Genomic DNA, 24,779 nt, shown 5'->3' with positions numbered 1-24,779 from the left:
AGGGATCACTTGCCTCGTTGCGGGAGGGCGTCGACGACGGGCGCGACGTGCGGCGTGGGTCCGGCATGCGCCGTCGGCGCGGCGACCTGGCCGCCGTGGTGGCGCAGCGGTGCGTTGCCGGTGAGGCGGCGCACGATGACGTAGAACAGCGGCGTCAGGAACAGGCCGAACAGCGTCACGCCGATCATTCCGGCGAACACCGCCACGCCCATCGCCTTGCGCATCTCGGCGCCGGCGCCGGTGCTCAGCACCAGCGGCAGCACGCCCATGACGAAGGCCATCGACGTCATCAGGATGGGCCGCAGTCGCAGCCGTGCCGCTTCCAGCGCGGCCTGCACCGGCGTGCGGCCGGCGAACTCCAGCTCACGTGCGAACTCGACGATCAGAATCGCGTTCTTGGCCGACAGGCCCACAAGCACGATGAGCCCGATCTGCGTGAACACGTTGTTGTCGCCGTGGCTCAACCACACGCCGGTCATCGCGGCGAGCAGCCCCATCGGCACGATAAGCAGGATGGCCAGCGGCAGCGACAGGCTCTCGTACTGTGCAGCCAGCACCAGGAACACCAGCAGGATGGCCAGCGGGAACACCCACGCGCCCGAGTTGCCGGCGATCTTTTCCTGGTAGGTCAGGTCGGTCCACTCGTAGCCGATGCCCGGGGGCAGCGTCTCGGCGGCGATGCGCTCCACGGCGGCCTGAGCCTGGCCCGACGAGAAGCCGGGCGCGGCGCCGCCGTTGATGTCGGCGGACAGGTAGCCGTTGTAGCGCAGCGCGCGCTCGGGGCCGAAGCTGGGGTTGACCTTCATCAGCGCCGACAGCGGCACCATCTCGCCGCTGGACGAGCGCACCTTCAGCGCGCCGATGTCCTCGGCCCGGGCGCGGAACGGCGCGTCCGCCTGCACGCGCACGGAGTACGTGCGGCCGAATTTGTTGAAGTCGTTGACGTACAGGCTGCCGAGGTAGATCTGCATCGTGTCGAACACGTCCGTCACGGCTACGCCGAGCTGGCGGGCGCGCGTACGGTCGAGGTCGGCGAACAGCTGCGGCACGTTGACCTGGAAGCTCGAGAACAGGCCGGCCAGTTCCGGCGCCTTGGACGCCTTCGCGATGAATGCCTTCAGTGCCCCGTCCAGCGCCTCGTAACCGAGGCCACCGCGGTCCTGCAACTGCAGCTTGAAGCCGCCCGTCGTGCCCAGGCCCTGCACGGGTGGCGGCGGGAACATGACGATGAAGGCGTCCTCGATCTGGCCGTACTGCGCGTTCAGCGAGCCCGCGATGGCGCCGGCCGACAGGTCCTTGGTCTTGCGTTCGTCGAAGGGCTTCAGCGTCGCGAACACGATGCCGGAGCTGGCGCTGTTCGTGAAGCCGTTGATCGACAGCCCGGGGAAGGCCACCGCGTGCTCGACACCCGGCGTCTTCAGCGTGATGTCGGTCATGCGGCGGATGACGTCCTCGGTGCGGTCCAGCGTGGCGCCGTCGGGCAGCTGGGCGAAGCCGATCAGGTACTGCTTGTCCTGCCCAGGCACGAAGCCGCCGGGCACGGCCTTGAAGAGGCCGGCCGTGGCCGCCACCAAGCCCAGGTAGATGACCATCATGAGAGCCTTGCGCGACATCAGCGTCTTCACGCCGCTGCCGTACTTCTCGGAGCTGCGCGTGAACAGTCGGTTGAAGCGCCGGAAGAAGCCGCCCAGGACACGGTCCATGCCGCGGGTCAGCGCATCCTTGGGCGCGTGATGGCCCTTCAGCAGCAGCGCGGCAAGCGCGGGCGACAGCGTCAGCGAATTGATCGCCGAGATCACCGTCGAGATGGCGATGGTCAGCGCGAACTGCTTGTAGAACTGGCCCGTAAGGCCCGTGATGAACGCAAGCGGCACGAACACCGAGATCAGCGTCAGCGCGATCGCGATGATGGGTCCTGAGACTTCCCGCATCGCCTGGTAAGTCGCGTCGCGCGGCGACAGGCCCGCCTCGATGTTGCGCTCGACGTTCTCCACGACAACGATGGCGTCGTCCACGACGATGCCGATGGCGAGCACCAGGCCGAACAGGCTCAGCGCGTTGATCGAGAAGCCGAAGCCGTGCATCACCGCGAAGGTGCCGATGATGGAAACCGGAACGGCCAGCAGCGGGATGATGGACGCGCGCCAGGTCTGCAGGAACAGGATGACCACCAGCACGACCAGCGCGACAGCTTCGAGCAGCGTGTGGATGACGGACTCGATGGACGCGCGGACGAACTGCGTGGGGTCATAGACGATGGTGTAGTCCACGCCTTCGGGCATCGCGGTCTTCAGCTCTTCCATCGTCGCGCGCACGTTGGCGGAGATGTCCAGCGCATTGCCGCCCGGGGCCTGGAAGATGGGCACGGCGACGGCCTGCTTGTTGTCGAGCAACGAGCGCAGTGCGTACTCGGACGCGCCGAGTTCAACGCGCCCCAGGTCTCGCAGCCTCGTCACGGCGCCGTTCGCGCCGGTCTTCACGATGATGTCGCCGAACTCCTCGACCGACTGCAGGCGGCCCTGCGCGTTGACGGAGAGCTGCAGGTCGATACCTTGCAACCCCGGCGACGCGCCGACCACGCCGGCGGCGGCCTGCACGTTCTGCCCGCGGATGGCAGCCACGACGTCACTGGCCGACAGGCCGTGTTCCGCCACCTTCTGCGGGTCCAGCCACACACGCATCGCGTAGTCGCCCGACCCGAACATCAGCACCTGGCCCACGCCGGGGATGCGCGCGAGGCGGTCCTTGACGTTCAGCAGCGCGTAGTTGCGCAGATAGGTCATGTCGTAGCGGCCGTTGGGCGAGGTCAGGTGCACGACCATCGTCAGGTCGGGGCTGCTCTTGACCGTCGTCACGCCCAGGCGCTTGACCTCCTCGGGCAGGCGCGCTTCGGCTTGCGACACGCGGTTCTGCACCAGCTGCTGGGCCTTGTCGGGGTCGGTGCCGAGCTTGAAGCTGACGGTCAGCGTCAACAGGCCGTCCGTCGTCGCCTGGCTGCTCATGTAGAGCATGTCCTCGACGCCGTTGATGGCCTCTTCGAGCGGTGTTGCCACCGTCTCGGCGATGACCTTCGGATTGGCGCCGGGGTATTGCGCGCGCACAACGACGGACGGCGGGACGACGTCGGGGTATTCCGAGATCGGCAGCGCGCGGATCGACAGCAGGCCGCCGATGAAGATCAGCAGCGACAGCACGCCCGCGAAGATCGGGCGGTCGATGAAGAATTTGGAGAGATTCATGGGTGCTCCAGGCAACACACGCCCCGCAGGCCGGCTGGACCGGCCCGCAAGACGGGGCTTGTGGTGAGGGGTGGGCTAGATCAGGAAGTCTTGGCGCTGGCTTGCTGTGCGGCCAATTCGGGCTTGGCGTCCATCGCGACGTCCTTGGGCGCGAGGACCGAGCCCGGCCGCACGCGCTGCACGCCGCCGACGACGACGCGCTCGCCGGCCTTCAGGCCGCTCGTGACGACGCGCAGACCGTTCACGCTGGCGCCCAACGTCACTGGCCGCCACTCGGCCTGGTTGCCCTGGCCGACGACGATGACGAAGCGCTTGTCCTGGTCGGTGCCGACGGCGCGCTCGTTGACGAGCAGCGCCGGTTCGTTCTTCGCCTGGCCCATGCGCAGCTTGGCGAACTGGCCGGGCATCAGGCTGCCGTCCTTGTTGTCGAAGACCGCCCGCACGCGCAACGTGCCGCTGCGCGCGTCGACCTGGTTGTCCACCAGCTGCAGCCGGCCTGTCGTGGCTTTGTCGCTCCCTGCCAGCATCTCGACCGGGATGCGCTCGAGCCCCTTGCGTTCCGCTGCGCCGCCGGGCAGCGACGCCAGTGCCTCGCGCACGATCTTCTCGTCGGCGTCGAAGCTCGCGTAGATGGGGCTGACGGACACCAGCGTCGTCAGCACGGGCGCACCGGCACCGGCGGCGACGAGGTTGCCCGTCGTCACCTCGATCTTGCCGACGCGGCCGGCTACCGGCGCACGCACCTGCGTGTAGCCGAGGTTCAGTTGTGCCGCTTGCAACGCTGCCTGGGCGGCGCGCAGGTTGGCGGCGGCCTCGCGGGCAGCGTTGTCTTTTTCGTCGAACTCGCGGCGGGCGACGGCGCGGTCTTCCAGCAGCGACTTGGCGCGCTGTGCCTCGCTTTGCGAGTAGCTCACTCGGGCCTGCGCGGCGGCCAACTGCGCTTCCAGACGTGCAACCTCGGCCTGGTAGGGCGCGGGGTCGATGGTCACCAGCAGGTCGCCTGCCTTCACGAGGCTGCCCTCGCGGAAATGCACGGCCTGCACCGCGCCGGACACGCGGGCGCGCACGTCGACGCGGTCTACGGCCTCCAGGCGACCGGAGAACTCGTTCCAGGCCGAGACGTCCTGGCTGACGACCTGGGCGACGGACACGGGCGTGGCCGGCGGTGCGCCAGGCGCGTTCTGCGCCTGCGCGGCATGGGTGCCGAACTGGCCGAGGCCCACGGCGCCAATGGCGACCAGGGCAGCAGCGCTGGCGACGAGCGCGATGCGGCGCGTCGGGCGATGGAAACGAGGGGTGGACGACATTTCGATTTCTCTCCGAGGGATGGATCAGGCAGGAAGCGACAGCGCGCGGCGGGCCGCCTCGCGCAGGAATTCGTGGATGGGGGCGATGGCTTCAGCCGGCGTCAGGGCGGCCAGCGTCAGCTCCCGCGCGGCGCTGCCGTGCTCTCGCAGCGCTGTCGCGTAGCGGCGCGATTCATCGTTCAGCGGATGGCCGGCGACGCCCAGCACCAGCGCCGGCGCCAAGCCCGCGAGGCGGCTGGCGGCCAGCGGCACGGCATAGGGATGGTCGGCGCGCGTGGTGCTGCCGAGATAGGCCTTCCAGCCTTTGGAGTAGAGGCACTCGCAGCCGCCGCATTCGCCTTCGCGCATCGACGCGCTGCCCAGGTGCGGGTCCAGCATCGGCGAGATCAGCAACTGACCGGCCAGCGCCGGCGCGCGCTGGTCCCGCGCCATCAGCGCCAGTGCCGCGGCGATGTTGCCGCCGGCCTCCTCGCCGGCCACGAACAGCGCGGTGTGCACCGAGCCCGTCAGCTTGACCGGTTTGGCGGCAAGCGCCTGCAGCGCCTCGAAAGCCGCACTGAGGCCGGCCGGGAACGGGTGTTCCGGCGCGAGTGGGTAGTCCAGCGCGACGACGTCGGCACCGGCTTCTGCCAGCCACTCGCTGCGTTCTCGGCTGGTCTGCAGCGAACCATCCGTGAACCGGCCGCCGTGCAGCCACAGCAGCAATGCGCGCGCATCGCCGTCCAGCGGCCGCCGCGCCGGGGTGACCTGCGCCACGACGCCGGGTGCTGGGCCCAAGCGCAACGTGGTGGGGGAAGCGGTGTTGTCCATGGGGCGAAAGATAGGCATTCATGCCTTTGAGATAAACACCCCGCGCAATGACTCACTTTTCCTTGTCGTGGAACAATCTGCGCATTCCAGCCCATCGACCTGACACGCCATGGACCGACTCTCTGCGATGCAAGCCTATGTCCGGGTCGTAGAGGCCGGCACCTTCACGAAGGCCGCCGACTCGCTGGATCTCCCCAAGGCCACCGTGACGCGGCTCATCCAGACGCTGGAGTCTCACCTGCGCACCAAGCTGCTGAACCGCACGACGCGCCGCGTGACCGTCACGCCGGATGGGGCGGCCTACTACGAGCGCGCGATGCGGCTGCTGTCCGACCTGGAGGAGCTGGAAGGCAGCATGAGCCAGGCCCGCGTGACGCCGCGTGGTCGCATCCGCATCGACGTGCCGGGCGTTGTCGGGCGGGACATGATCATTCCGCACCTGCCGGACTTCTATGCGAAGTACCCCGACATCCAGATCGAGCTGGGCGTCAGCGACCGGCCGGTGGACCTCATCAGCGACAACGTCGACTGCGTCATCCGCGGCGGCGAGCTGACCGACCAGAGCCTCGTGGCGCGGCGCATCGGCGAGTTCCATTTCGTGACCTGCGCGACTCCCGAGTACCTGCGCCGCCACGGCAACCCTGCACACCCGCTGGAACTGGGTCAGGCGCCGCACCGCATGGTGGGTTACTTCTCGGCGCGCAACGGCAAGCTGATGGGTGACACCTTCCGCCGTGATGGCGAGGTGGTGGAGGTGGCGGGTAACCACTGCATCGCCGTCAACGACGCGAGCGGTTATCTGAAGGCAGGGCTGGCGCACCTCGGCGCCATGCAGCTGACCTGCTTCATGGCCGCGCCGCTGATCAAAAGCGGCGAACTGGTGCGCATCCTCGACGACTGGCAGACCGATCCCATCCCCGTGCACGTGGTCTACCCGCCCAACCGCCACCTCAGCAGCAAGCTGCGCGTGTTCGTGGACTGGGTCGTCGAGCTGCTCGGTCAGTCGTCGACGGCGGGGATGAAGATCCGCTGCGGGCTGAGTTAAGCCTCGCCGGCCGGCGCGCTGGTGGCGACCGCATCGCCGAATTCGGGTGCAGGTGCATTGATCGCCAGCAACATGCCCGCCGCCAGCGCCACGACGGCCGTGGCGGCGGTGATCAGCGTGAAAAGCGAGCGGGTGGTGTTGTTCATGGCTACCTCCTGGCCGGCCCCACGGGATGTGGAATTGCCGACAGGGTGCCACTGTAGGAATTGCAGCCCGCCGGAAAAAGAGGGCTGAATAGAACGGCGAGTTGCTCGCGGCGGAACAATCGCCGCGATGCGTCGCCGCTCAGGCCTTGCGCGGTGTGCCCCGGCCGCGCTCTTCCAGCCAGGCCTTCGCTTCCGAGAAATGCCCGCAGCCGATGAAGGGCCGTGGCGGCTTCAGCGCCGACAGAGGCGACGGGTGGTTGGCCTTCAGCACGAGGTGGTCTTGTCGCGCCGCGTCAATCAGCGGCGCCTTGGCCTGGGCGTAGCTGCCCCAGAGCATGAAGACCTTCGGGGCCGGGTCCTTGGCCGCGGCCTGGATGAGGGCGTCCGTCAACGCCTCCCAGCCGCGGTTCGCGTGGCTGGCCGGCTGGCCGTCCTCCACGGTCAGCACGGCGTTGAGCAGCAAGGTGCCGCCCTCGGCCCAGCGTACGAGGCTGCCATTGGGCGGGAAGGGCTTGCCGAGGTCGCGCTGGATCTCCTTGAAGATGTTGCGCAGACTGGGCGGGAAGGGCACGCCCTCCGGCACGCTGAAAGACAGGCCCTCGGCCTGGCCCGGGCCGTGGTAGGGGTCCTGCCCCAGGATGACGACGCGCGTGTGGGCCAGCGGCGTGAGGCGCAATGCGCGCAGCGGCTCGGGCGGATAGATCGTTGCGCCCGCGGCGACGCGTTCTTCGAGAAAGGCCTGCAAGCGTTGGCCTGCGGGCGACGCCGCCCAGGCCTCGACGACGGGGCGCCAGTCGGTGTCGGGGATCTCCAGCGGCAACTGCATGGCCGCTTCAGCCGAACAGCTGGGCCAGCGCCGCGCCGGGGTCCGGCGCGCGCATGAACGTCTCGCCGACGAGGAAGGCGTTCACGTTGGCGTCGCGCATGCGCTTCACGTCGGCGGCGCCGAGGATGCCGCTTTCGGTGACCAGCAGCCGGTCGGCCGGCACGCGTGGCAGCAGCGAGAGCGTCGTGTCCAGCGTCACGTCGAAGGTGCGCAGGTTGCGGTTGTTGATGCCCAGCAGCGGCGTCTTCAGCTTCAGCGCGCGGTCCAGCTCGTCGCCGTCGTGGACTTCCACCAGCACGTCCAGGCCGATGGCATGGGCGGTGGCTTCGAGGTCGGCCATCTGCGAATCGGCCAGGCAGGCGGCGATCAGCAGGATGCAGTCCGCGCCGATAGCGCCGGCTTCCATGACCTGGTATTCGTCGACCATGAAGTCCTTGCGCAGCACCGGCAGCTCGCATGCAGCGCGGGCCTGGCGCAGGTAGGCGATGGAACCCTGGAAGAAGCGCTCGTCAGTTAGCACGGACAGGCAGGAGGCGCCGTTACGCGCGTAGGTCTCGGCGATTTCGGCGGGCTTGAAGTCCTCGCGGATCACGCCCTTGCTCGGGCTGGCCTTCTTGATCTCGGCGATGACCCCTGCATGGCCCGCCGCGATGCTGGCGCGCAGCGAGCGCTCGAAGCCCAGTTGCTCGCCTCGGCGGGCTTCGGCTTCCTCACGCTGCGAGGCCAGTGAGCGCTTCAACTTGGCCGTGGCAACCTCTTCCCACTTGACCTCGACGATCTTCTTCAGGATGTCACTCATGCCTTGCCCCCGAGGCCCTGCGTCACCTTGACGAAGCTGTCCAGCTTGGCCCGCGCCGCGCCGCTGTCCAGCGCCTGCCGGGCGCGGGCGATGCCTTCGGCGATGCTGGCCGTCACGTTGGCCGCATAAAGCGTCGCGCCGGCGTTCAGCAGCACGATGTCGCGCGCCGGGCCGGTGTGGCCGTCCAGCACGCCCAGCAGCATCTGGCGCGACTGCTCCGGGCCTTCCACCTTCAAGCTGCGGTTGCTGGCCATCTGGAAGCCGAAGTCCTCGGGATGCACTTCGTACTCGCGCACGGCGCCGTCCTTCAGCTCGCCGACCAGCGTCGTCGCGCCGAGCGAGATCTCGTCCATACCGTCCTTGCCGTAGACGACCAGCGCGTGCTCGGCGCCCAGGCGCTGCAGCACGCGTACCTGGATGCCGACGAGGTCGGGGTGGAACACACCCATCAGGATGTTGGGCGCGCCGGCGGGGTTGGTAAGCGGGCCCAGGATGTTGAAGATGGTCCGCACGCCCAGCTCGCGGCGCACCGGGGCGATGTTCTTCATCGCCGGGTGGTGGTTGGGCGCGAACATGAAGCCGATGTCGCACTCGGCGACGGAGGCCGCCACTTGGCGCGGCGTCAGCTGGATGTTGGCGCCCAGCGCCTCCAGCACGTCGGCGCTGCCGGTCTTGCTGCTGACGCTGCGGTTGCCGTGCTTGGCCACCTGCGCGCCCGCGGCCGCGGCGACGAACATCGAGCAGGTCGAGATGTTGAAGCTGTGCGCGCCGTCGCCGCCCGTGCCGACGACGTCGACGAGGTGCGGCTGCGGTGCCAGCGGCACCTTGTTGCTCAGCTCGCGCATGACCTGCGCGGCGGCTGTGATCTCGCCGATGGTTTCCTTCTTCACGCGCAGGCCGGTCAGCAGCGCAGCGGCCATGACGGGCGACATCTCGCCGGCCATGATGCGGCGCATCAGCGTCAGCATCTCGTCGTGGAAGATCTCCCGGTGCTCGATGACGCGGGTCAGGGCTTCGGTGTCGGTGATCGGCATGTCAGACCTTGGTGGCAGAGCGGCGCTCGGGCTCGTTCTGATGGAGGTAACGGGTGAACAGGTCGCGCGGCGGCGGCTGGTCGGCCTGCTTCATCAGCATGCCGACGTTGCCACGGTGGTGGCTGCCGTGGTGGATGACGTGAGCGAGGATTTCCTCGCGGCTCATGCGGCCGGTGTCACCGTCGGTGAAGCGGAAGCTGACCACGTCCTCGAACTGTTCAGGCGCCAGGCCGCGGACGTAGTTGACATACCAGCCGTCAAGCTGCTCGAACGACGCACGCAGATCCGGCAGCGTCGGCGTGGCCTCGGTGTTGGTGGCTTTGAGGCCGTGGGGCTCGCCGCTCAGGTGGGCCGCAAAGATGCGGTCCACCGTGTGGATGTGGTTGAGCGTGCGGATCGCGCTGTGGCGGTTCTCGGGCGACAGCGGGGCGTCGGCCAGCGAAGCGAGGAACTCGCGGTCGATGGCGGCCTTCTGCTCGAAGAGCGAGATCAGCAGCGTGGATGTGGACATGGTCAGCCCTTCAGGAACTCGCGTGCAGCCGCAATGGCGTGGTCGATGCCGGGGGCATCGACATCGAGGTGGGTCACGAAGCGCAGGCCGATGAGGCCGGTGGCCAGCACGCCGCGCGATTTCAGGTGTTCCAGCAGCGCCGGCCCGCGGCCGTCACTGACCTGCGCGAAGACGATATTCGTTTGCGGTGGCGTGACGGTGACACCCGGCAGCGCGGTCAGCCCTTCAGCAAGCCTGCGGGCCAGCGCGTGGTCGTCGGCGAGGCGCTCGACGTGGTGGGTCAGTGCGTGGTCGGCCGCGGCGGCCAGCAGGCCCACCTGGCGCAGGCCGCCGCCCACCATCTTCCGGACGCGGTGGGCGCGGGCAATCAGCGCCTTCGAGCCGACGAGCATGGAGCCAATGGGGGCGCCCAGGCCCTTGCTGAAGCAGAGGGAGACGGAGTCGAAAGGGCGAGCCAGCTCTGCCACTGTGCGGCCCGACGCCACCGCCGCGTTGAACAGCCGCGCGCCGTCGAGGTGTGTGGCCAGGCCGCGCGAACGAGCCAGCTCGCAGGCGTCGGCCACGTAGGTGCCCGGCAGCACGTTGCCGTTCCAGGTGTTCTCCAGCGCCAACAGCCGCGTGCGTGCGAAGTGCGGGTCGTCGGGCTTGATGGCCGCCGCGATGTCCTCCAGCTTCAGCGTGCCGTCGGGCTGGTTGGGCAGCGGCTGCGGCTGGATGCTGCCCAGCACCGCCGCGCCACCGCCTTCGTAGCGGTAGGTGTGGGCGAGCTGGCCGACGATGTACTCGTCACCGCGCCCGCAATGCGCCAGCAGGCCGCAGAGATTGCTCTGCGTGCCGCTGCTCATGAAGAGGGCGGCATCCTTGCCCAGCAGCGCCGCGACGCGCTCCTGCAAAGCATTGACGGTGGGGTCGTCGCCGAAGACGTCATCCCCGACCGCGGCCGCCGCGATGGCCGCGCGCATGGCCGGCGTCGGCCGGGTGACCGTGTCGCTGCGCAGGTCGACGATGGCTTCTCCGCCACCGCCGGAAGACGGGGCGTAGTCAGTCACGGCCGGAGCTCCAGGAAGTTGCGCAGCATCGCGTGCCCATGCTCGCTGAGGATGGACTCGGGGTGGAACTGCACGCCCTCGCACGGCGTGGCGGTGCCGGCCAGCTCGCGGTGGCGCACGCCCATGATTTCGCCGTCCTCGCTGCGCGACGTAATCTCCAGCGCCGCCGGGCAGGTCGCCTCCTCGATGACGAGGGAGTGGTAACGGATGACGGAGAAGTCCTTGGGCAGGCCGGTGTAGACGCCGCGCTGGTCCGTCGTGATCGTGCTGGCCTTGCCGTGCATCTGGCGCTGTGCGCGAATGATGTTGCCGCCCAGTGCCTGGCCCATGGACTGGTGGCCCAGGCAGACGCCCAGCAGCGGCTTCTTGCCGAGGAAGTGCTGGATGGCCTCCACGCAGACGCCGGCTTCGTTGGGCGTGCAGGGGCCGGGGGAGAAGACGATGTGATCGGGGTTCAGCGCCGCCATCTCGGCGACGGTGATCTCGTCGTTGCGGGCCACCTTCACGTCTGCGCCCAGTTCACCGAGGTACTGGACGATGTTGAACGTGAAGCTGTCGTAGTTGTCGATCATCAGCAGCATGGAAGCTCCAGCTTGAGAACTTGGTCGGTCCGGCAGGGCTGCGAGGCCGCGCCGGAAGATCCCCTCGGAAGCCCGCGCGAGGTGGCCCGACGGGGCTCGGGCGCTGCGGGCGTGCAGTGTCGTCTGGCGGCTAGCGCCACCAACGCTGGCGCCAGGCCAGTTGCGGTTCCGAGTGCTGCTGAGTGCGCATGGGCGCGGATTGTAGGGGGCATGCGCGGGCCGGCGCTTCGGCTGCGCACAAGGCTGCATCCGCCAAAGCGACACAGACCGCGCGCGACGGGTGCGTCGCGGCGGCCTGTGAAGGGGCGGGCAGGCGTCAGCGCTTGATGATGCGCACGCCGGGCCGGGTCTTGCCGGACTCGACGTAGCCGATGCCGCCGGGCGTCTCTGCCACGTACTTCAGCACGGCGTCGTCGCCGTCCAGCTCCTGCGGCGGCTTGGCGCCGCCGGTGAACACCTGCTGGGCCCAGTAGGCCTTGAGCTGTGAGCCGTTCTTCTTCAGCACCTGCGTTCGGAACGCTTCAGTGACCGGGCCGTCCTTCTGCGTGACGGGGCTGGCCGGTGCGCCGTCCGGGAAGGTCTTGACCTGGCGCAGGAAGATCTTGGCGGCGGCCTCGTCGTCGATGTGGGCGCTGTTGGCCGCGTTGACGGCCAGCACCGGGTCGGCGATGGCGGCGACGCTGGCGCAGGCCAGCAGGGCGGTGGCGATGAAGGAAATGAGCTTCATGGTCGGTCGCTCCGTCAGAACACGGTGTCTAGCGACATGGACAGCAACCGCGAGTTGCCGACATAGGACAGGTCGGGGCCCGACATGTCGCGGAAGCGGTCCCACTGCAGCTTCACGGCGGTGGCGCTGTTCAGCTCGTAGCGCAGCGTGGCGGAGTAGCCGCTGTCGTGCTGCTGGCCATCGGGCGCGAAGCGGTTGCGCTCGCGGTAGTTGGTGCGCGTGACGAGCGTCGTGAAGTCGCCGAAGCGGCGGCCCACGCCAAGCATGTAGGCCTGCGAGCGGTAGCTGTAGCCACTGCGGTCGAACACGCTGTACTCGGAGCGCAGCAGCCAGTCGTCCCAGTCGACATTGGCGGACAGGCCGTAGATGCGCTGCTTCTCGGCGCTCTTGCTGCTGTCCGGCGCGGGCGTGACGCGCGCGCCGGAGCTGCGGTCCCATTGCTGGACATCGGACTGGATGTAGGTGGCCCGCGTGGTCAACACGCCGCGCGTGAGAACCAGGTCGCCGCCCACGATGTTCTTCCACGTCACGTTCTGCGGCGTGTCGTAGTAGATGCGCTGCATCAGGTTGTCGCGGCTGTTCTCGCGGCCGAAGAAGACGTTGGCCTTGGCTGCCCAGCCGCCCCAGTCGCCGCGGTAGGTGGCGTTGGCGCCGTTGTAGTTGACGATCTCCCAGCCGTAGAGGTCGGCCGGCGGGCGCACCCAGGTGTAGGCGAAGCCGACGTCCTGGAAGTCGGAGTAGTAGTAGATCGGCAGCCGCTTGCGGCCCAGTTGCACGGTCCAGCTGTCGTTCACGTCGTAGGAGAGATAGGCCCACTCCAGGCTGGCCTTGACGCCGTCCACGCCGCGGCCGACGACCTGCGCGGTGGCGGAGAGTTTGGGCGTAAAGGTGTAGGTGCCCTGAATGCCGACCTTGCTCTCCTGCTTGACCTGCCAGCGTTCGCTGTAAAGCGCACCATGGCCGTAGTCGGCGATGAAGCAGGGGCAGTCATAGCGGAAGAAGGGCTCGGTGCGGTCGCCTGAGAGCACCTTGCCGGCCACGAGGGAGGCAAAGCCGGAGATCTGGAGAGCGTCGTCGGCCCGGGCCGGGGCGGCCAGGGCGGCCGCCAGCACGCCGACCAGCGCCAGGCGCTGCTGCGAAGAGGTCATGGGAGAGTCCCTGAAGAGAAAGGTAGCGGGGAGGAAGGTCGCGCCACCGGCGTGGCGCGTGGTGTCAGCTGCGGTTCGGCGCGGTGTCGTCCAGCCGGAAGCGGCCAACGGCCACGCCCAGCTGTGCGGCCACCTGCTGCAGCAGCTGCGAGGCCTGACCGGCCTCGGCGACGAGCTTGTGGTTGTCCTCGGTGTGACCACTGAGTTCGGCCACCATCGCGTTGACGTGTTCGATGCCCGATCGCTGCTCGGAGGAGGCCGTGGAAATCTGCTCCACGTGGTGGCCGACCTGCTTGACGGACTCGACGAGATTGCTCATCACCGCCCCAGCCGCATTGACATGGCGTGAGCCGTCCTCGATGCGACTGGCTGAATCGTCGATCAACGTCTTGATGTCCTTGGCCGCGGCGCTGGCGCGCTGGGCCAGCGAGCGCACTTCGCCGGCCACGACGTTGAAGCCTCGGCCCTGTTCGCCCGCACGCGCGGCCTCGACGGCCGCATTCAGCGCCAGGATGTTGGTCTGGAAGGCGATGCCGTCGATCAGCGACGTGATCTCGACGATCTTGCGGGCGCGGTCCGAGATCGCGGCCATGGCGTCCACGGCGTCGGCCACGGCACGGCCGCCTTCGTCGGCGACGGTGCTGGCGCGGTGGGCCAGCAGGCGGGCCTGTTCGGCGCTGTCGGCGTTGCTGCGAACCGAGGCGGTCAACTGGTCGATGCTGGACGCGCTCGCGTGCAGGCTCTGGCGCTGGCGCTCCGAGCGCTCGGACAGCACCTCATTGCCCTTCCCAAGGGCACCTACGGCGTCATGCACCTGGTGCACCGCGTCGCGGACCTCGCCGATGACCTCGGACAGCCGCTCCTGCATGCTGCGCATGGAGAACAGCAGGCTGCGCTCGTCCTGGGTCTTCAGCTGCACCGGTTCGCTGAGATCGCCGCCGGCGATGCGCTGCACGATGTGCGTGGCGTCTTCCGGCCGCCCGCCGAGCTGGCGAGTCAGCTCGCGCACCGCGGCGATCGAGACGCCGACCGACAGCGCGAGCATCAGCAGCGACGCAGCGATGTTGGCCGCGAAGCCCCGGTGCACCAGCGCCTGCGTCTGCTCGATGTGCGCGTCCAGCGCGGCCTGGGTCTGGGCCTTCTGCGTGGCGAGGTCCTTGTCCAGTGTCGTGAACGCGGCCTGCATGGCGGACGGGGCGTCCCCCAACTCGTCGGCCTTGCCGGCGATGATGAGGCGCGTGACCTTGCTGGCCGTCTGCTGGTAGGCCTCGAAGGCGGTGGACAGCCTGGCAGCCTCCTCGGCGCGGCCCGGCACGTCGCCATAGGCCTTCAGGCCGGAGCGCAGGCGCTTGACCTTCTCGTCCACGGCGTCCAGCGCGGAGGCGTCGGCTGCCGCGGCGGCACTCTTGAAGCCGTCGGCCACGCTGGTCAGGTCGAAGGCGAGCGCCTGCACGCGGCTGAGCGCCGGTGAGTCGCTGCGGCCCAGGTCTTCGAGCAGGTTGTTGGTGGCGCTGGAGTAGACGTAGCTGGTGACGGCTCCGAGCGCGATGGCCAGGAGCGGCAGCATCCACAAAAGGCGTTTCATACGGGGGACATTCCTCGCCATCCCGGAGGCTCGATGGGCCCCGTCGGGTGAGTGAAAAATTCTAGGAAGCTCCTTCACGCGCCAAGGCGAACTGCACCGTCGGTGTGCGCACTAATTGGCGCATCGGGCGGATACGGCAACCGTTTGCATAACTGTCGCCTCGCGTGAAGAGCGGCACGCAGAACGTCGCTGTGACCGCGCTGCGCATTGACCGCGTTGTCATGTGAGCCACAAACTGTGCGGTTGTGCGGACGCCGAGGCGCGCGCGTGGACACGCGCCGACCTGGAGGACGGGCCTGCGCAATCACTCCTGCCCGCCACCGTACCAGGTGGCATCGCCAAGTCGCGCAAGCGACCGTCTCTGCACGGGATGGTCGCGCCGCGCGCGTGGCCTGAAGAAAACAAGGTCCATGTTCAAGAATCTGACAGTCGCCCGGCGACTGACCCTCGGCTTTGGCCTGATCTCGGTGCTCATCCTGGCCTTCGCGTGCGTGGCCTGGGTCCAGATGTCGGACGTCAAGGCCGCCATCGTGCAGGTCGTTGACGATCGCTACCCGAAGATCGACATCTCGCGCGACATCTATGACACGGTGAACGCCCAGGCGCGCATGCTGCGCAACGCCATCGTCGCGACGAGTGTTGGCAAGACGTCCGAGGCCGGTGAGTTCCTGGCGCGGATGGACCAGCAGGTCGAGTCCAACAACGAGCGCATGGACAAGCTCCGGGCAATCGTCAATACGCCCAAGGGAACGCAGTTGTTCAAGGCGATGTCCGACGCCCGGGCCGAATATGGCAAGGCGCGGCTTGAGACCGTCCGGTTGCTGCACGCTGGCCATTGGGAAGATGCTGCCCGGTACATGCTCGGCGAAGTCCGGGCCAAGCAGGACGCGCTCTTTGGCGCGATCGAGAACATGGTCGAGTTCCAGCAGGAGCTGATGCTCGCGAACAGCGCGGTCGCGAAGGATCGGGCCGCCCAGACGATCGTCGCCACGATCGGCGTTGCCGCGGTGGTGCTGGTGCTGTCGTTGTCGGCGGCGTACCTGATCGCCCGGTCGCTGCTGAGCGACCTCGGTGGCGAGCCCGCGACCGCACGCAGCGAAGCCCAGCGCATTGCCGGCGGCGACCTGACGGGAGCCATTCCCGTCAAGCCGGGTGACACGAGTTCGCTGTTTGCGGCGCTCCAGCGGATGCACGAGTCCTTTGTCGAAACGGTGTCGCGCGTCCGGGAGAGCAGCGAGTCGGTGGCGTCGGCGTCGTCACAGATTGCGCTGGGAAATCACGACCTGAGTCAGCGCACCGAAGAGCAGGCCAGCGCGCTGCAGCAGACGGCCGCGACGATGGAGGAGCTCAGCGCGACCGTGCGCCACAACGCCGAGAGCGCCAAGCAGGCCAACCAACTGGCCCAGGGGGCGTCGGTGGTGGCGGCCCAGGGCGGGCAGGTGGTCGGCCGGGTCGTGGACACGATGCAGGGCATCAGCGACAGCAGCCGCAGGATCGGCGACATCATCGGTGTCATCGACGGCATTGCGTTCCAGACCAACATCCTGGCGTTGAACGCGGCCGTCGAGGCGGCGCGTGCCGGCGAACAGGGGCGCGGCTTTGCCGTCGTGGCCGGCGAGGTGCGCACGCTGGCCAGGCGCAGCGCCGAGGCGGCCAAGGAGATCAAGACGTTGATCGGCCGCAGCGTGGATCAGGTCGAACAGGGCGCGCTGCTGGTGGACCAGGCCGGCAAGACGATGGGAGAGATCGTGGACTCGATCCGCCGCGTCAGCGACATCGTGGGCGAGATCACGGCCGCCAGCGTCGAGCAGAGCTCGGGCATTTCGCAGGTCGGAGAAGCCGTCAGCCAGATGGATCAGGTGACCCAGCAGAACGCAGCGCTCGTCGAGGAAAGCGCCGCGGCCGCCGAGAGCCTGAAAGGCCAGGCTCAGCAGCTCGTGGAGGCGGTGGCGACCTTCAGGCTGCCGGCGTTGCAGGCCCAGCCGCATCGAAGTGCCGATGCGCTGAGCTGAGGCGGGGCTCCCCGCTTCAAAGACTGGCTCAGAAGCCTTCTTCGACCAGCTCCGCTGCCCGCAGCAGCGCGCGCGCCTTGGCCTCGGTCTCCTGCCATTCCAGTTCGGGCACCGAGTCCGCCACGATGCCGGCGGCCGCCTGCACGTAGAGCATGCCGTTCTTGACGATGCCGGTGCGGATGGTGATGGCCAGGTCCATGTCGCCGGCAAAGCTCAGGTAGCCGCAGGCGCCGCCGTAGATGCCGCGCTGCACGGGCTCCAGCTCGTCGATGAGCTCCATCGCGCGCACCTTGGGTGCGCCGCTGAGCGTGCCGGCCGGGAAGGTGGCCTTCAGCACATCGAGCTGGCCGACCTCGGGCCGCAGCACGCCCTCGACGTTGCTGACGATGTGCATCACGTGCGAATAGCGCTCCACGTCGAAGGCCTGGGTCACCTGCACGCTGCCCGTGCGGGCGATACGGCCGATGTCGTTGCGCGCCAGGTCGATCAGCATCAGGTGCTCGGCGCGCTCCTTGGGATCGGCCTTCAGCTCGGCTTCCAGCTGCTGGTCGCGTTCGGGCGTGCTGCCGCGCGGGCGGGTGCCCGCCAGCGGCCGGATCGTCGCCTTGCGCGATCCATCGCCTGCATGCTCCTCGCGCACCAGGATCTCGGGGCTGGCGCCGACGACCTGGAAGTCGCCGAAGTCGTAGAAGTACATGTAGGGGCTGGGGTTCAGCGCCCGCAGCGCGCGATACAGCGAAATCGGCTCGGCCTTGAAGGGCTTGGCCAGGCGCTGACCGATGACGACCTGCATCAGGTCGCCTGCGGCGATGTACTCCTTGGCGCGCTCGACGGCGGCCATCAGCTCGGCCTTGGAAAACTCGCGCTGCACGGCGTGCGATTCGCTACGCAGCACGCGCGGCACGCTGACCGAGTAATGCAGCTTGTCGCGCAGCTGCGTCAGCCGCTTGGTCGCGCGGAAATAGGCCTCGGGCTGACGCGGGTCGGCCCAGACGATGAGATACAGGCGCCCCGACAGGTTGTCGATGACGGCGACCTCTTCGCTGAGCAGCAACTGGATGTCGGGCGTGCCGAGGCCGCCGTCCTTCTTGGTATTGGCCAGGCGCTTCTCAATGGAGCGCACGGCCTCGTAGCCGAAGTAGCCGGCCAGGCCGCCGCAGAAGCGCGGCAGGCCGGCGGGGATCTTCGGCTTGATGCGGTCCTGGAAGGCGGCGATGAAGTCCAGCGGGTTGCCGTCGTGCGTCTCGACAACGACGCCGTCGGTGACGACCTCGCAGCGCGTGCCGGTGGCGCGCACCAGCGTGCGGCAGGGCAGGCCGATGAAGGAGTAGCGCCCGAAGCGCTCGCCGCCGACGACGGACTCCAGCAGGAAGCTGTTTCGGCCCTGACCGCTGCCGGCGCAGAGCTTGAGGTAGAGGGACAGCGGGGTTTCGAGATCCGCAAAGGCCTCGCTGATCAGCGGGATGCGGTTGTAGCCCTCGGAAGCGAGGCTCTGGAATTCGAGTTCGGTGATCACGGCGTCAAACCTTGAAAGAAAGACTTCAGGGCTTGGCGTGCAGCCCGGTGGAGAACCGGCAACGCGATGAGAAGCGCGTCAGGGCGCGCCAAGCGGCATCAGACAGCGGTGGCCCAGGGACGCCAGGGCCAGGCTCCCCGGTCGCTCGACCCTGTGATGTGCTTGCGCGTGATGAACATGGTCGGATCAGTGTATCAGCGGGGTCTGCGCGGACCGGCACGATACTTCGCCGCACGAAGACGCCGCCATCGCGGCAGAACAACGGAGCGAGTCATGCGCGCATTCATCCTCGCGGCCCTGCTGGCTGCGACCGGCCTGGGCGGGGTGGCCCTGGCCGATACGGTCGAAGTGGCCAATGTGAAGTACGAGACAACGGCTGAGCTGGCCGGTCAGAAGCTGCAGCTCAACGGGGCCGGCATCCGCTACAAGTTCGTCGTCAAGGTCTACACGGCGGGGCTGTACCTGACGGCCCGCGCTGGCTCGACCCAGGAGGTGCTGGCAGCGCGTGGCCCGAAGCGCATCCAGATCCACATGCTGCGCGACATCGATGGCAACGAGCTCGGCGCGCTGTTCACGAAGGGTATCGAGGCCAACGTGTCGCGCGACGAGTTCGCCAAGAGCATCAATGGCGTGCTCAAGCTCAGCGAGGTGTTCGCCAGCCGCAAGCAGCTCAGCAGCGGCGACAACTTCGCCGTCGACTATGTGCCCGGCGTCGGCTCGACGCTGCTGGTCAATGGCAAGTCGGTGCTGGCCGAGCCGATCAAGGAGCCGGAGTTCTTCTCGGCGCTGCTGCGCATCTGGCTGGGCGACAAGCCGGCCGACGATTCGCTGAAGGACGCGCTGCTGGGCGTCAAGCGCGAACGGCGCCGTTGAATCGAAGGCCCTCGCCCACACTCGGATCTCTGAACGCGGGCGAATCTGGTCGGTTCCCAAGGGGACGGCGATGCTTTCCGGCATCCTGCCGCAAGCACATCGCCAGAACGGGTCGGCTTGGGAGCGGCCCGGCGCTAGGCCCGTGCAGGCGCTCCAACGCCTTGTCAGAAGAACGTGATGTCGTCCAGCCGGGTGACATGGCGCCAGGCCGGCACGGCGCGGATGTCCTCGCCATGGTTGTAGCCGTAGGTCACGAGCACCAGCGGGCAGCCGGCGGCGTGCGCGGCCTCGGCATCGTTGCGCGAATCGCCCACCATCCACGTCGCTGACGGTGGCGTGCCTAGCGCCTCGCAGGTTTTCAGCAGGGGCAGCGGGTCGGGCTTCTTGCGCTCGAAGCTGTCGCCGCCGAACACGTGCGTGAAGAAGCCGTCCAACCCCTTGCGACGCAGCAGCTCGGCCGCCGGCGCGGCGGGCTTGTTCGTCAGCACGGCGAGCGGGACGCCGCGAAAGCGCAGCGCTTCCAACCCCTCGACAACCCCGGGGTAGACCGTTGCATGGGCGCCGTTGAGGCCAGCATAGATGCGCTGGTAAAGCGGCCACGCGTGGCCAAACAGCTCGGCGGGGCCGCCCGCCTCGGCGAGTGTCGAGCGCACCAGGTGCTCGCCGCCGCGGCCCACGGTACGTTCGATGAAGCCGGACGTGACGGCGGGCAGGCCCAGTTCGTCGAGCATGCAGCCCAGCGCCGCGACGAAATCGCCCAGCGTGTGAACCAGCGTGCCGTCCAGGTCGAGCATGCATGCCTGCAGCGACGGCTGGTGCGAGTTAATAGAGTTCAAAAGTCAGAAATAGAGTTCAAAAAATCTGTCCGCTTCGTCCCACCCCACCGCGAATAGAGTTCAAAAATCAGCGAAGGCGTTTGACCTGTAGTAGGCACCATGGGGATCTTCGCACCCTTCATGTCGGCGTTGTCGGCATGCGAATCGAGCGGAACAGCAGGTCGCTGGCTATGGCAGCACCAGGCTGAACTGAGTCACTCGATGTTGAAGTCCTGAGTGGCGGCGACGCTCGTCACCGGGCATTCGATGTCCCGGGCGACGTACGACCGCACTACTGCCGATAGCGAACATTGGCCAGGCTCGATACTTGACACTTGCCTCCCAGGCTCCGCATTGTGTTTGTCCTTCGCTGCACTCAGAAGCTCCTCGACCGTCTCAACGCCACGCCTGATTCAGATCCAGCTCCGGCGGATACTGTCCTGGGCGACTGGTACGCCAATCTGATCCGCGTAGGCCGAATCCAGGTGGTGCTCGCTGTCAGCGAGCGGAGTTTGCTGCCCGTAGTCGTGCCGGCACGGGATGGTCGAGCCCTCGTTCAGCGACTCTGCGAGGCCCTGGAGCCGATGCTCACCGCCATCGGCGTTCCAGCGGACGATACGACTGCCGAGCGCGGCGCCATGCAACATTGGGCCGTTGGAAAGACGGCGAACCGTAGCGTCCTGGGGTCGCTCAACGACTTGGCATTTCAGCTTCAAGTCGGGCTGCTCGATTTCCCGGATCGAACACTGCTGGCGCAATCGCTCTGGTTGGCCAAGACGCCACTGAAGGTCATCGACTACGGCGCTCCCGACCAGGCCACACTCGCGGCGTTCGCTGCGCACCGGGCACTGCAGGCGGTCATCGGCCGATGACCGCTTCACCTTGAAGCGGGTGGCAAGCCGCGGCGAGTTGTTGCCGAATGCTCAAGCGACCACTGCGGCTGCTTAGTGCCCAAAGCTGAAATTGGTCGGGTGGCAGCAGGAGGCTGGTCAGAGTCATTCGCGGCGCAGGACGTGAACGACGGCGCCCGCAAACACCGGTCATAGATCGCTGACCACCTCGACCGTCAGCTCAACCACAGACACCGGCCACTCGGCCGCGGCACATCGAATGCGCCGGAGCGAACGGCTGCTCCCGTTCACCGCGACCGGCACAAGTCGACGCTGAGCGGACCTAGAAACTGCGGAATTCGGCGCCCGCTTGCAGTCGGTCGGTCTCGACGTTCGATCTTGGGAGTACCTCTTGCGGCATCACCGCTCCCAAAGCACAACGACTCCGCCCGGCGCCGGCGGCCTCAGGGTGCCTGACATGGGTTCCGATGCGCCGTCCTGGCCAGCAACCCTAGGCCCCAGCCTACGTATCGGCCCATCGATCTCACCCTGCAGACTCTTCGGGCGAGGGAGACTCGTCAGGTGACAAGTACAACTTGACCCGGCTGGTCGTCCAGGTGGCCACACCCGTGCCGAAGAAGTCGGCGTCTTCGGTCCAAACGGGGCAACCCAACATCAATGCACAGGCCAGAGCTGGCCAGTCGTCGGCATCGCGTTCCCCTATGCGTGAGAGGGCGCGCTGCTCAAATGACCGGTACATCTCTGATGTCCAGCGGGCGTACCACGGACTCAAGTGCATCGAGCGTGGCGAGGGCAGCCACGCCGTCGACACCTCGCTTCTCCAACAATCCTGGGAGGTACTTGCGCGCTTCGTCGAAGGCGGTGTCCGGAGCAAAAAAGCTCACGTCAGCCAGAGACCCCACGATCAGCTCGCGCACACGCTGCCCCAGAACAGCGCGGATCAAGATGTTTGCATCGAGGACGATAGCGCGCTGCCTCATCGCCTGATCACGCAAGCTTCGAACGAACGACAGTCTTGCTCTGCTGCTTTGAGCCTGCCTTACGCGCAGCCTTGAACTCCGATGCAACCTCGCCGACGTCGATCGCCCTGGCAGCCAAGATGCGATCCAGCTCGGCTGCTGCCTTCTTCAGCGCGACGACATCGGCTTCGGACTGGCCGTGTGTCGGGATGAAGTAGCCCACCGTTTGGCCATGCCGGGTAACCGCAACAGGTGTGTCTGACGCGATGAACTCGGCAAGCCCCGCGCGAAACTCACGAATGCCGACCCTTGCGCTTTCCATGTTGAACTCCATGAGCATCTTGCGTGCTGGGTATTGTGATCAATGTGTACACAAGAGCAAGGGGAGGGATGGAGCCTGGCTCGCGGGACGGTCAAGCGACGTGAGCCGTCTCGTAGCTGCCTGTCGTGAGCGACCGCAAATGGCCGAGACCGGGTCTTGCCTGGCGATCTCGTAAGCTGACCGTAGCTGGGTTGGTTGGATGGGCCTTGCCTCCAGTAGCGACAGCACGCTGACAGGGACACTGTGCTCGATGCGGCTAGCTGAACGCCGGCGCTGAATAGAGCGACCCTTTCAGAAGAATTGGGATCTGACTCAAGCTTTTGGACTCTGTTGTTTTGCGAGTGGGGCGTTGCACCCGTCAAGACAACTAGTTCTTGAACTATTCGCCCCCGGAGTCCAGTGTCCAAACACCGTGCTCTCCTATGAGCGCGGTCGGCTTGAGTGAACTCTATTCATCGAACCAGCGGCATTGTCATGGGGGCACCATGCCGTCGGCCTTGAACATCGCCTTGATGCCGCGCACCGCCTGGCGGATGCGCGACTCGTTCTCGATGAGCGCGAAGCGCACATGGCCGTCGCCGTGGTCGCCGAAACCGATGCCGGGCGACACGCAGACCTTGGCCTTCTCCAGCAGCTGGCGTGCGAACTCCAGCGAGCCGAGCTCGCGGTAGGGCTCCGGGATGGGTGCCCAGATGTACATGCTGGCCTTCGGGCAGTCGACCATCCAGCCGGCTTCGATGAGGCCCTTGTAGAGCACGTCGCGGCGGCGCTGATAGCTGGCGGCGATGTCCTTCACGCACTGCTGGTCGCCCTCCAGCGCGGCGATGGCTGCGACCTGCAGCGGCGTGAAAGTGCCGTAGTCGTGATAGCTCTTGATGCGGGCCAGCGCGGCGACGAGGTCGGGGTTGCCGACCATGAATCCCACGCGCCAGCCGGCCATGTTGTAGCTCTTGCTCAGCGTGAAGAACTCGACCGCCACGTCCTTGGCACCGGGCACCTGCATGATGGACGGCGCCACGTAGCCGTCGAACACGATGTCGGCATAGGCCAGGTCGTGTACGACGAGGATGTCGTGCTTCTTCGCCAGCCCCACGACGCGCTCGAAGAAGCCGAGGTCCACGCATTGCGCCGTCGGGTTGGATGGGAAGCCGAACACCATCATCTTGGGCTTGGGGTAGCTGCCGCGGATGGTGCGCTCCAGCTCGGCGAAGAAGTCCACCTCGCTGCTGACCGGGATGGCGCGGATGTCCGCCCCGGCGATGACCGCGCCGTAGATGTGGATGGGGTAGCTGGGGTCGGGCACCAGCACGGTGTCGCCGCGGTCCAGGGTGGCCAGCATCAGGTGGGCCAGGCCTTCCTTGGAGCCGATGGTGACGATGGCCTCCGTGTCGGGGTTGATGTCGACGCCGTAGCGGCGCTGGTACCAGTGCGAAATCGCGCGGCGCAGCCGCGGAATGCCCTTGCTGGCCGAGTAGCCGTGGGTGTCAGGCCGTTGCGAGACCTCGTTGAGTTTGGCGACGATGTGCGGCGGCGTCGCCCCGTCGGGGTTGCCCATGCTCATGTCGATGATGTCTTCGCCCCGTCGGCGGGCCGCGAGCTTGAGCTCGGCCGTGATGTTGAAGACGTAGGGCGGGAGCCGGTCGATGCGCGCGAAACGGCGCTTGCCGCCGGAGGCGGAAGAGGGAGAAGTCATTGGCAATGTCACGTGAGCGCCCGGAACCGTCCGAGCGACGTGGGCGGCGTGGCGCCGCACCGGAGTCGACTCTAGCGCAGCGGCGCGAGGCCCTAAGCTGCGGTCCCTGCAGCACCGTTGCCGCTTGCCATGAACGCGCCGAAGCCCTTCTCACTGACCGTCGATGCCGCCACTGTGGTGTCCGCCCTCTGGTGGCAGCCGCCGCGGCCGCATGCGGTCTACGTGTTCGCGCATGGGGCTGGCGCGGGAATGCAGCACAGCTTCATGGATGCGCTGTCGCAGGCATTGTCCGCGCAGTCGATTGCGACGCTGCGCTACCAGTTCCCCTACATGGAGCGTGGCTCGAAGCGCCCTGACTCCCCGGCGGTCGCGCACGCTGCCGTGCGGGCCGCGGTGGCCGAGGCGCACCGCTGCCTGCCCGATGTGCCGCTGCTCGCCGGCGGCAAGTCCTTTGGCGGCCGCATGACGTCGCAGGCCCAGGCCGCTGAGGCGATGCCCGGCGTGCACGGCCTCGTGTTCGTCGGCTTCCCGCTGCACCCGGCGGGCAAGCCGGGCGTCGAGCGCGCAGCGCATCTGGCCGACGTCGACGTGCCGATATTGTTCCTGCAGGGCACGCGCGACGAGCTGGCAGACCTCGCTCTGTTGCGTGGCGTCGTCGCCGGCTTGGGCGCGAAGGCCACGCTGCAGCTGGAGGACGACGCAGACCATGCCTTCCACGTGCGGGCCCGCAGCGGACGCAACGACGCGCAGGTCGTGCAGTCGCTAGCGTCGGGCCTCGCGTCATGGCTTCCTAGAATCGCGCGATGGTGCGTCACGAAGCAAAGGCTCAGCTGAACCCCGCGGGGCGAGGAGGAGCTGCTGCATGCTGCGCATGTCCAACGGGTGAGAGTCCCGTCCCGGTAGGCGTCGGTGCGCCGGGTAGCAGACCCCA

24 protein-coding genes are annotated in these 24,779 nt (G+C 67.6%); 5 read left to right on the top strand and 19 right to left on the bottom strand.

What is annotated here, in order from left to right; genetic code table 11:
- Positions 1-5 precede the first annotated feature (5 nt).
- The 3 genes from LXT13_RS13330 to LXT13_RS13320 all read right to left on the bottom strand — a co-directional run bounded on the left by LXT13_RS13330 (position 6) and on the right by LXT13_RS13320 (position 5,356).
- Positions 6-3,239 (bottom strand): efflux RND transporter permease subunit, encoded by a 3,234-nt coding sequence (locus tag LXT13_RS13330; RefSeq protein ID WP_233372414.1) that lies wholly within the window; start codon positions 3,237-3,239, stop codon positions 6-8.
- A gap of 80 nt (positions 3,240-3,319) precedes the next feature.
- Positions 3,320-4,546, bottom strand: a complete 1,227-nt coding sequence (locus LXT13_RS13325) for an efflux RND transporter periplasmic adaptor subunit (protein ID WP_233372413.1) — start codon at positions 4,544-4,546, stop codon at positions 3,320-3,322.
- 24 nt (positions 4,547-4,570) lie between these two features.
- Positions 4,571-5,356 (bottom strand): alpha/beta hydrolase, encoded by a 786-nt coding sequence (locus LXT13_RS13320; protein WP_233372412.1) that lies wholly within the window; start codon positions 5,354-5,356, stop codon positions 4,571-4,573.
- Positions 5,357-5,465: 109 nt separating this feature from the next.
- Here LXT13_RS13320 and LXT13_RS13315 point away from each other — a divergent pair, with 109 nt between their 5' ends.
- Positions 5,466-6,401, top strand: coding sequence for a LysR family transcriptional regulator (locus LXT13_RS13315; protein WP_233372411.1), 936 nt, complete (start codon positions 5,466-5,468; stop codon positions 6,399-6,401).
- On the opposite strand, the gene LXT13_RS13310 is transcribed toward LXT13_RS13315, so the two are convergent.
- The 10 genes from LXT13_RS13310 to LXT13_RS13265 form a co-directional block, all read right to left on the bottom strand.
- Entirely contained in the window at positions 6,398-6,547 is a 150-nt protein-coding gene (locus LXT13_RS13310) for a hypothetical protein (RefSeq protein WP_233372410.1), read from the bottom strand. The two genes, LXT13_RS13315 and LXT13_RS13310, sit on opposite strands and share 4 nt — an antisense overlap.
- A 139-nt stretch (positions 6,548-6,686) precedes the next feature.
- Positions 6,687-7,373, bottom strand: coding sequence for a uracil-DNA glycosylase (locus tag LXT13_RS13305; protein ID WP_233372409.1), 687 nt, complete (start codon positions 7,371-7,373; stop codon positions 6,687-6,689).
- 7 nt (positions 7,374-7,380) lie between these two features.
- Positions 7,381-8,172, bottom strand: a complete 792-nt coding sequence (gene trpC, locus LXT13_RS13300) for an indole-3-glycerol phosphate synthase TrpC (RefSeq protein WP_233372408.1) — start codon at positions 8,170-8,172, stop codon at positions 7,381-7,383.
- Positions 8,169-9,206 carry an anthranilate phosphoribosyltransferase gene (gene trpD / locus LXT13_RS13295; RefSeq protein ID WP_233372407.1) on the bottom strand — a complete coding sequence of 346 codons (1,038 nt, stop codon included), beginning with the start codon at positions 9,204-9,206 and terminating at the stop codon, positions 8,169-8,171. The genes trpC and trpD overlap by 4 nt, the downstream gene beginning before the upstream one ends.
- 1 nt (position 9,207) lies before the next feature.
- Positions 9,208-9,717, bottom strand: coding sequence for a DinB family protein (locus tag LXT13_RS13290; protein ID WP_233372406.1), 510 nt, complete (start codon positions 9,715-9,717; stop codon positions 9,208-9,210).
- A 2-nt stretch (positions 9,718-9,719) separates the two neighbouring features.
- Positions 9,720-10,766, bottom strand: coding sequence for a low-specificity L-threonine aldolase (gene ltaE, locus LXT13_RS13285; protein WP_349254837.1), 1,047 nt, complete (start codon positions 10,764-10,766; stop codon positions 9,720-9,722).
- Complete coding sequence (locus LXT13_RS13280) at positions 10,763-11,347, bottom strand: anthranilate synthase component II (protein ID WP_233372405.1); 585 nt, start codon at positions 11,345-11,347, stop codon at positions 10,763-10,765. The genes ltaE and LXT13_RS13280 overlap by 4 nt, the downstream gene beginning before the upstream one ends.
- Positions 11,348-11,663: 316 nt before the next feature.
- On the bottom strand, positions 11,664-12,074 hold the full coding sequence (locus LXT13_RS13275) for a type 2 periplasmic-binding domain-containing protein (protein ID WP_233372404.1): 411 nt from the start codon (positions 12,072-12,074) through the stop codon (positions 11,664-11,666).
- 14 nt (positions 12,075-12,088) lie between these two features.
- Positions 12,089-13,222, bottom strand: coding sequence for a porin (locus tag LXT13_RS13270; protein ID WP_233372403.1), 1,134 nt, complete (start codon positions 13,220-13,222; stop codon positions 12,089-12,091).
- Between the two features lie 64 nt (positions 13,223-13,286).
- Positions 13,287-14,807 (bottom strand): methyl-accepting chemotaxis protein, encoded by a 1,521-nt coding sequence (locus LXT13_RS13265; protein WP_233372402.1) that lies wholly within the window; start codon positions 14,805-14,807, stop codon positions 13,287-13,289.
- Between the two features lie 410 nt (positions 14,808-15,217).
- On the opposite strand from LXT13_RS13265, the gene LXT13_RS28680 reads away from it, so the two are divergent.
- Positions 15,218-16,819, top strand: coding sequence for a methyl-accepting chemotaxis protein (locus tag LXT13_RS28680; protein ID WP_304622814.1), 1,602 nt, complete (start codon positions 15,218-15,220; stop codon positions 16,817-16,819).
- 28 nt (positions 16,820-16,847) lie between these two features.
- On the opposite strand, the gene trpE is transcribed toward LXT13_RS28680, so the two are convergent.
- Positions 16,848-18,335, bottom strand: coding sequence for an anthranilate synthase component I (trpE, locus tag LXT13_RS13250; RefSeq protein ID WP_233372401.1), 1,488 nt, complete (start codon positions 18,333-18,335; stop codon positions 16,848-16,850).
- Positions 18,336-18,608: 273 nt separating this feature from the next.
- Here trpE and LXT13_RS13245 point away from each other — a divergent pair, with 273 nt between their 5' ends.
- Complete coding sequence (locus LXT13_RS13245; RefSeq protein WP_233372400.1) at positions 18,609-19,208, top strand: chalcone isomerase family protein; 600 nt, start codon at positions 18,609-18,611, stop codon at positions 19,206-19,208.
- Between the two features lie 164 nt (positions 19,209-19,372).
- Here LXT13_RS13245 and LXT13_RS13240 read toward each other — a convergent pair whose 3' ends face one another.
- Positions 19,373-20,002 carry an HAD-IA family hydrolase gene (locus LXT13_RS13240; RefSeq protein ID WP_233372399.1) on the bottom strand — a complete coding sequence of 210 codons (630 nt, stop codon included), beginning with the start codon at positions 20,000-20,002 and terminating at the stop codon, positions 19,373-19,375.
- Positions 20,003-20,379: 377 nt separating this feature from the next.
- Here LXT13_RS13240 and LXT13_RS28975 point away from each other — a divergent pair, with 377 nt between their 5' ends.
- Complete coding sequence (locus LXT13_RS28975) at positions 20,380-20,895, top strand: DUF6933 domain-containing protein (RefSeq protein ID WP_419964674.1); 516 nt, start codon at positions 20,380-20,382, stop codon at positions 20,893-20,895.
- Positions 20,896-21,397: 502 nt separating this feature from the next.
- Here the strand turns inward: LXT13_RS28975 and LXT13_RS28485 are convergent.
- The 4 genes from LXT13_RS28485 to alaC all read right to left on the bottom strand — a co-directional run bounded on the left by LXT13_RS28485 (position 21,398) and on the right by alaC (position 23,848).
- On the bottom strand, positions 21,398-21,613 hold the full coding sequence (locus tag LXT13_RS28485; protein ID WP_255719473.1) for a PIN domain-containing protein: 216 nt from the start codon (positions 21,611-21,613) through the stop codon (positions 21,398-21,400).
- Positions 21,597-21,854 (bottom strand): PIN domain-containing protein, encoded by a 258-nt coding sequence (locus LXT13_RS28480; RefSeq protein WP_255719472.1) that lies wholly within the window; start codon positions 21,852-21,854, stop codon positions 21,597-21,599. Before LXT13_RS28480 ends, LXT13_RS28485 begins: the two co-directional genes overlap by 17 nt.
- A gap of 7 nt (positions 21,855-21,861) precedes the next feature.
- Positions 21,862-22,167: a type II toxin-antitoxin system Phd/YefM family antitoxin gene (locus LXT13_RS13225; protein WP_233372397.1), complete on the bottom strand. Its 306-nt coding sequence runs from the start codon at positions 22,165-22,167 to the stop codon at positions 21,862-21,864.
- Positions 22,168-22,627: 460 nt separating this feature from the next.
- Positions 22,628-23,848 carry an alanine transaminase gene (gene alaC, locus LXT13_RS13220; protein WP_233372396.1) on the bottom strand — a complete coding sequence of 407 codons (1,221 nt, stop codon included), beginning with the start codon at positions 23,846-23,848 and terminating at the stop codon, positions 22,628-22,630.
- Positions 23,849-23,977: 129 nt separating this feature from the next.
- Here alaC and LXT13_RS13215 point away from each other — a divergent pair, with 129 nt between their 5' ends.
- On the top strand, positions 23,978-24,682 hold the full coding sequence (locus tag LXT13_RS13215; RefSeq protein ID WP_233372395.1) for an alpha/beta hydrolase family protein: 705 nt from the start codon (positions 23,978-23,980) through the stop codon (positions 24,680-24,682).
- Positions 24,683-24,779: the final 97 nt, after the last annotated feature.

Origin of the sequence: Pelomonas cellulosilytica (assembly GCF_021353265.1) — a bacterium.
Taxonomy (GTDB): Bacteria; Pseudomonadota; Gammaproteobacteria; order Burkholderiales; family Burkholderiaceae_C; genus Pelomonas; species Pelomonas cellulosilytica.
This window is presented reverse-complemented; position numbering and strand designations above follow the sequence as displayed.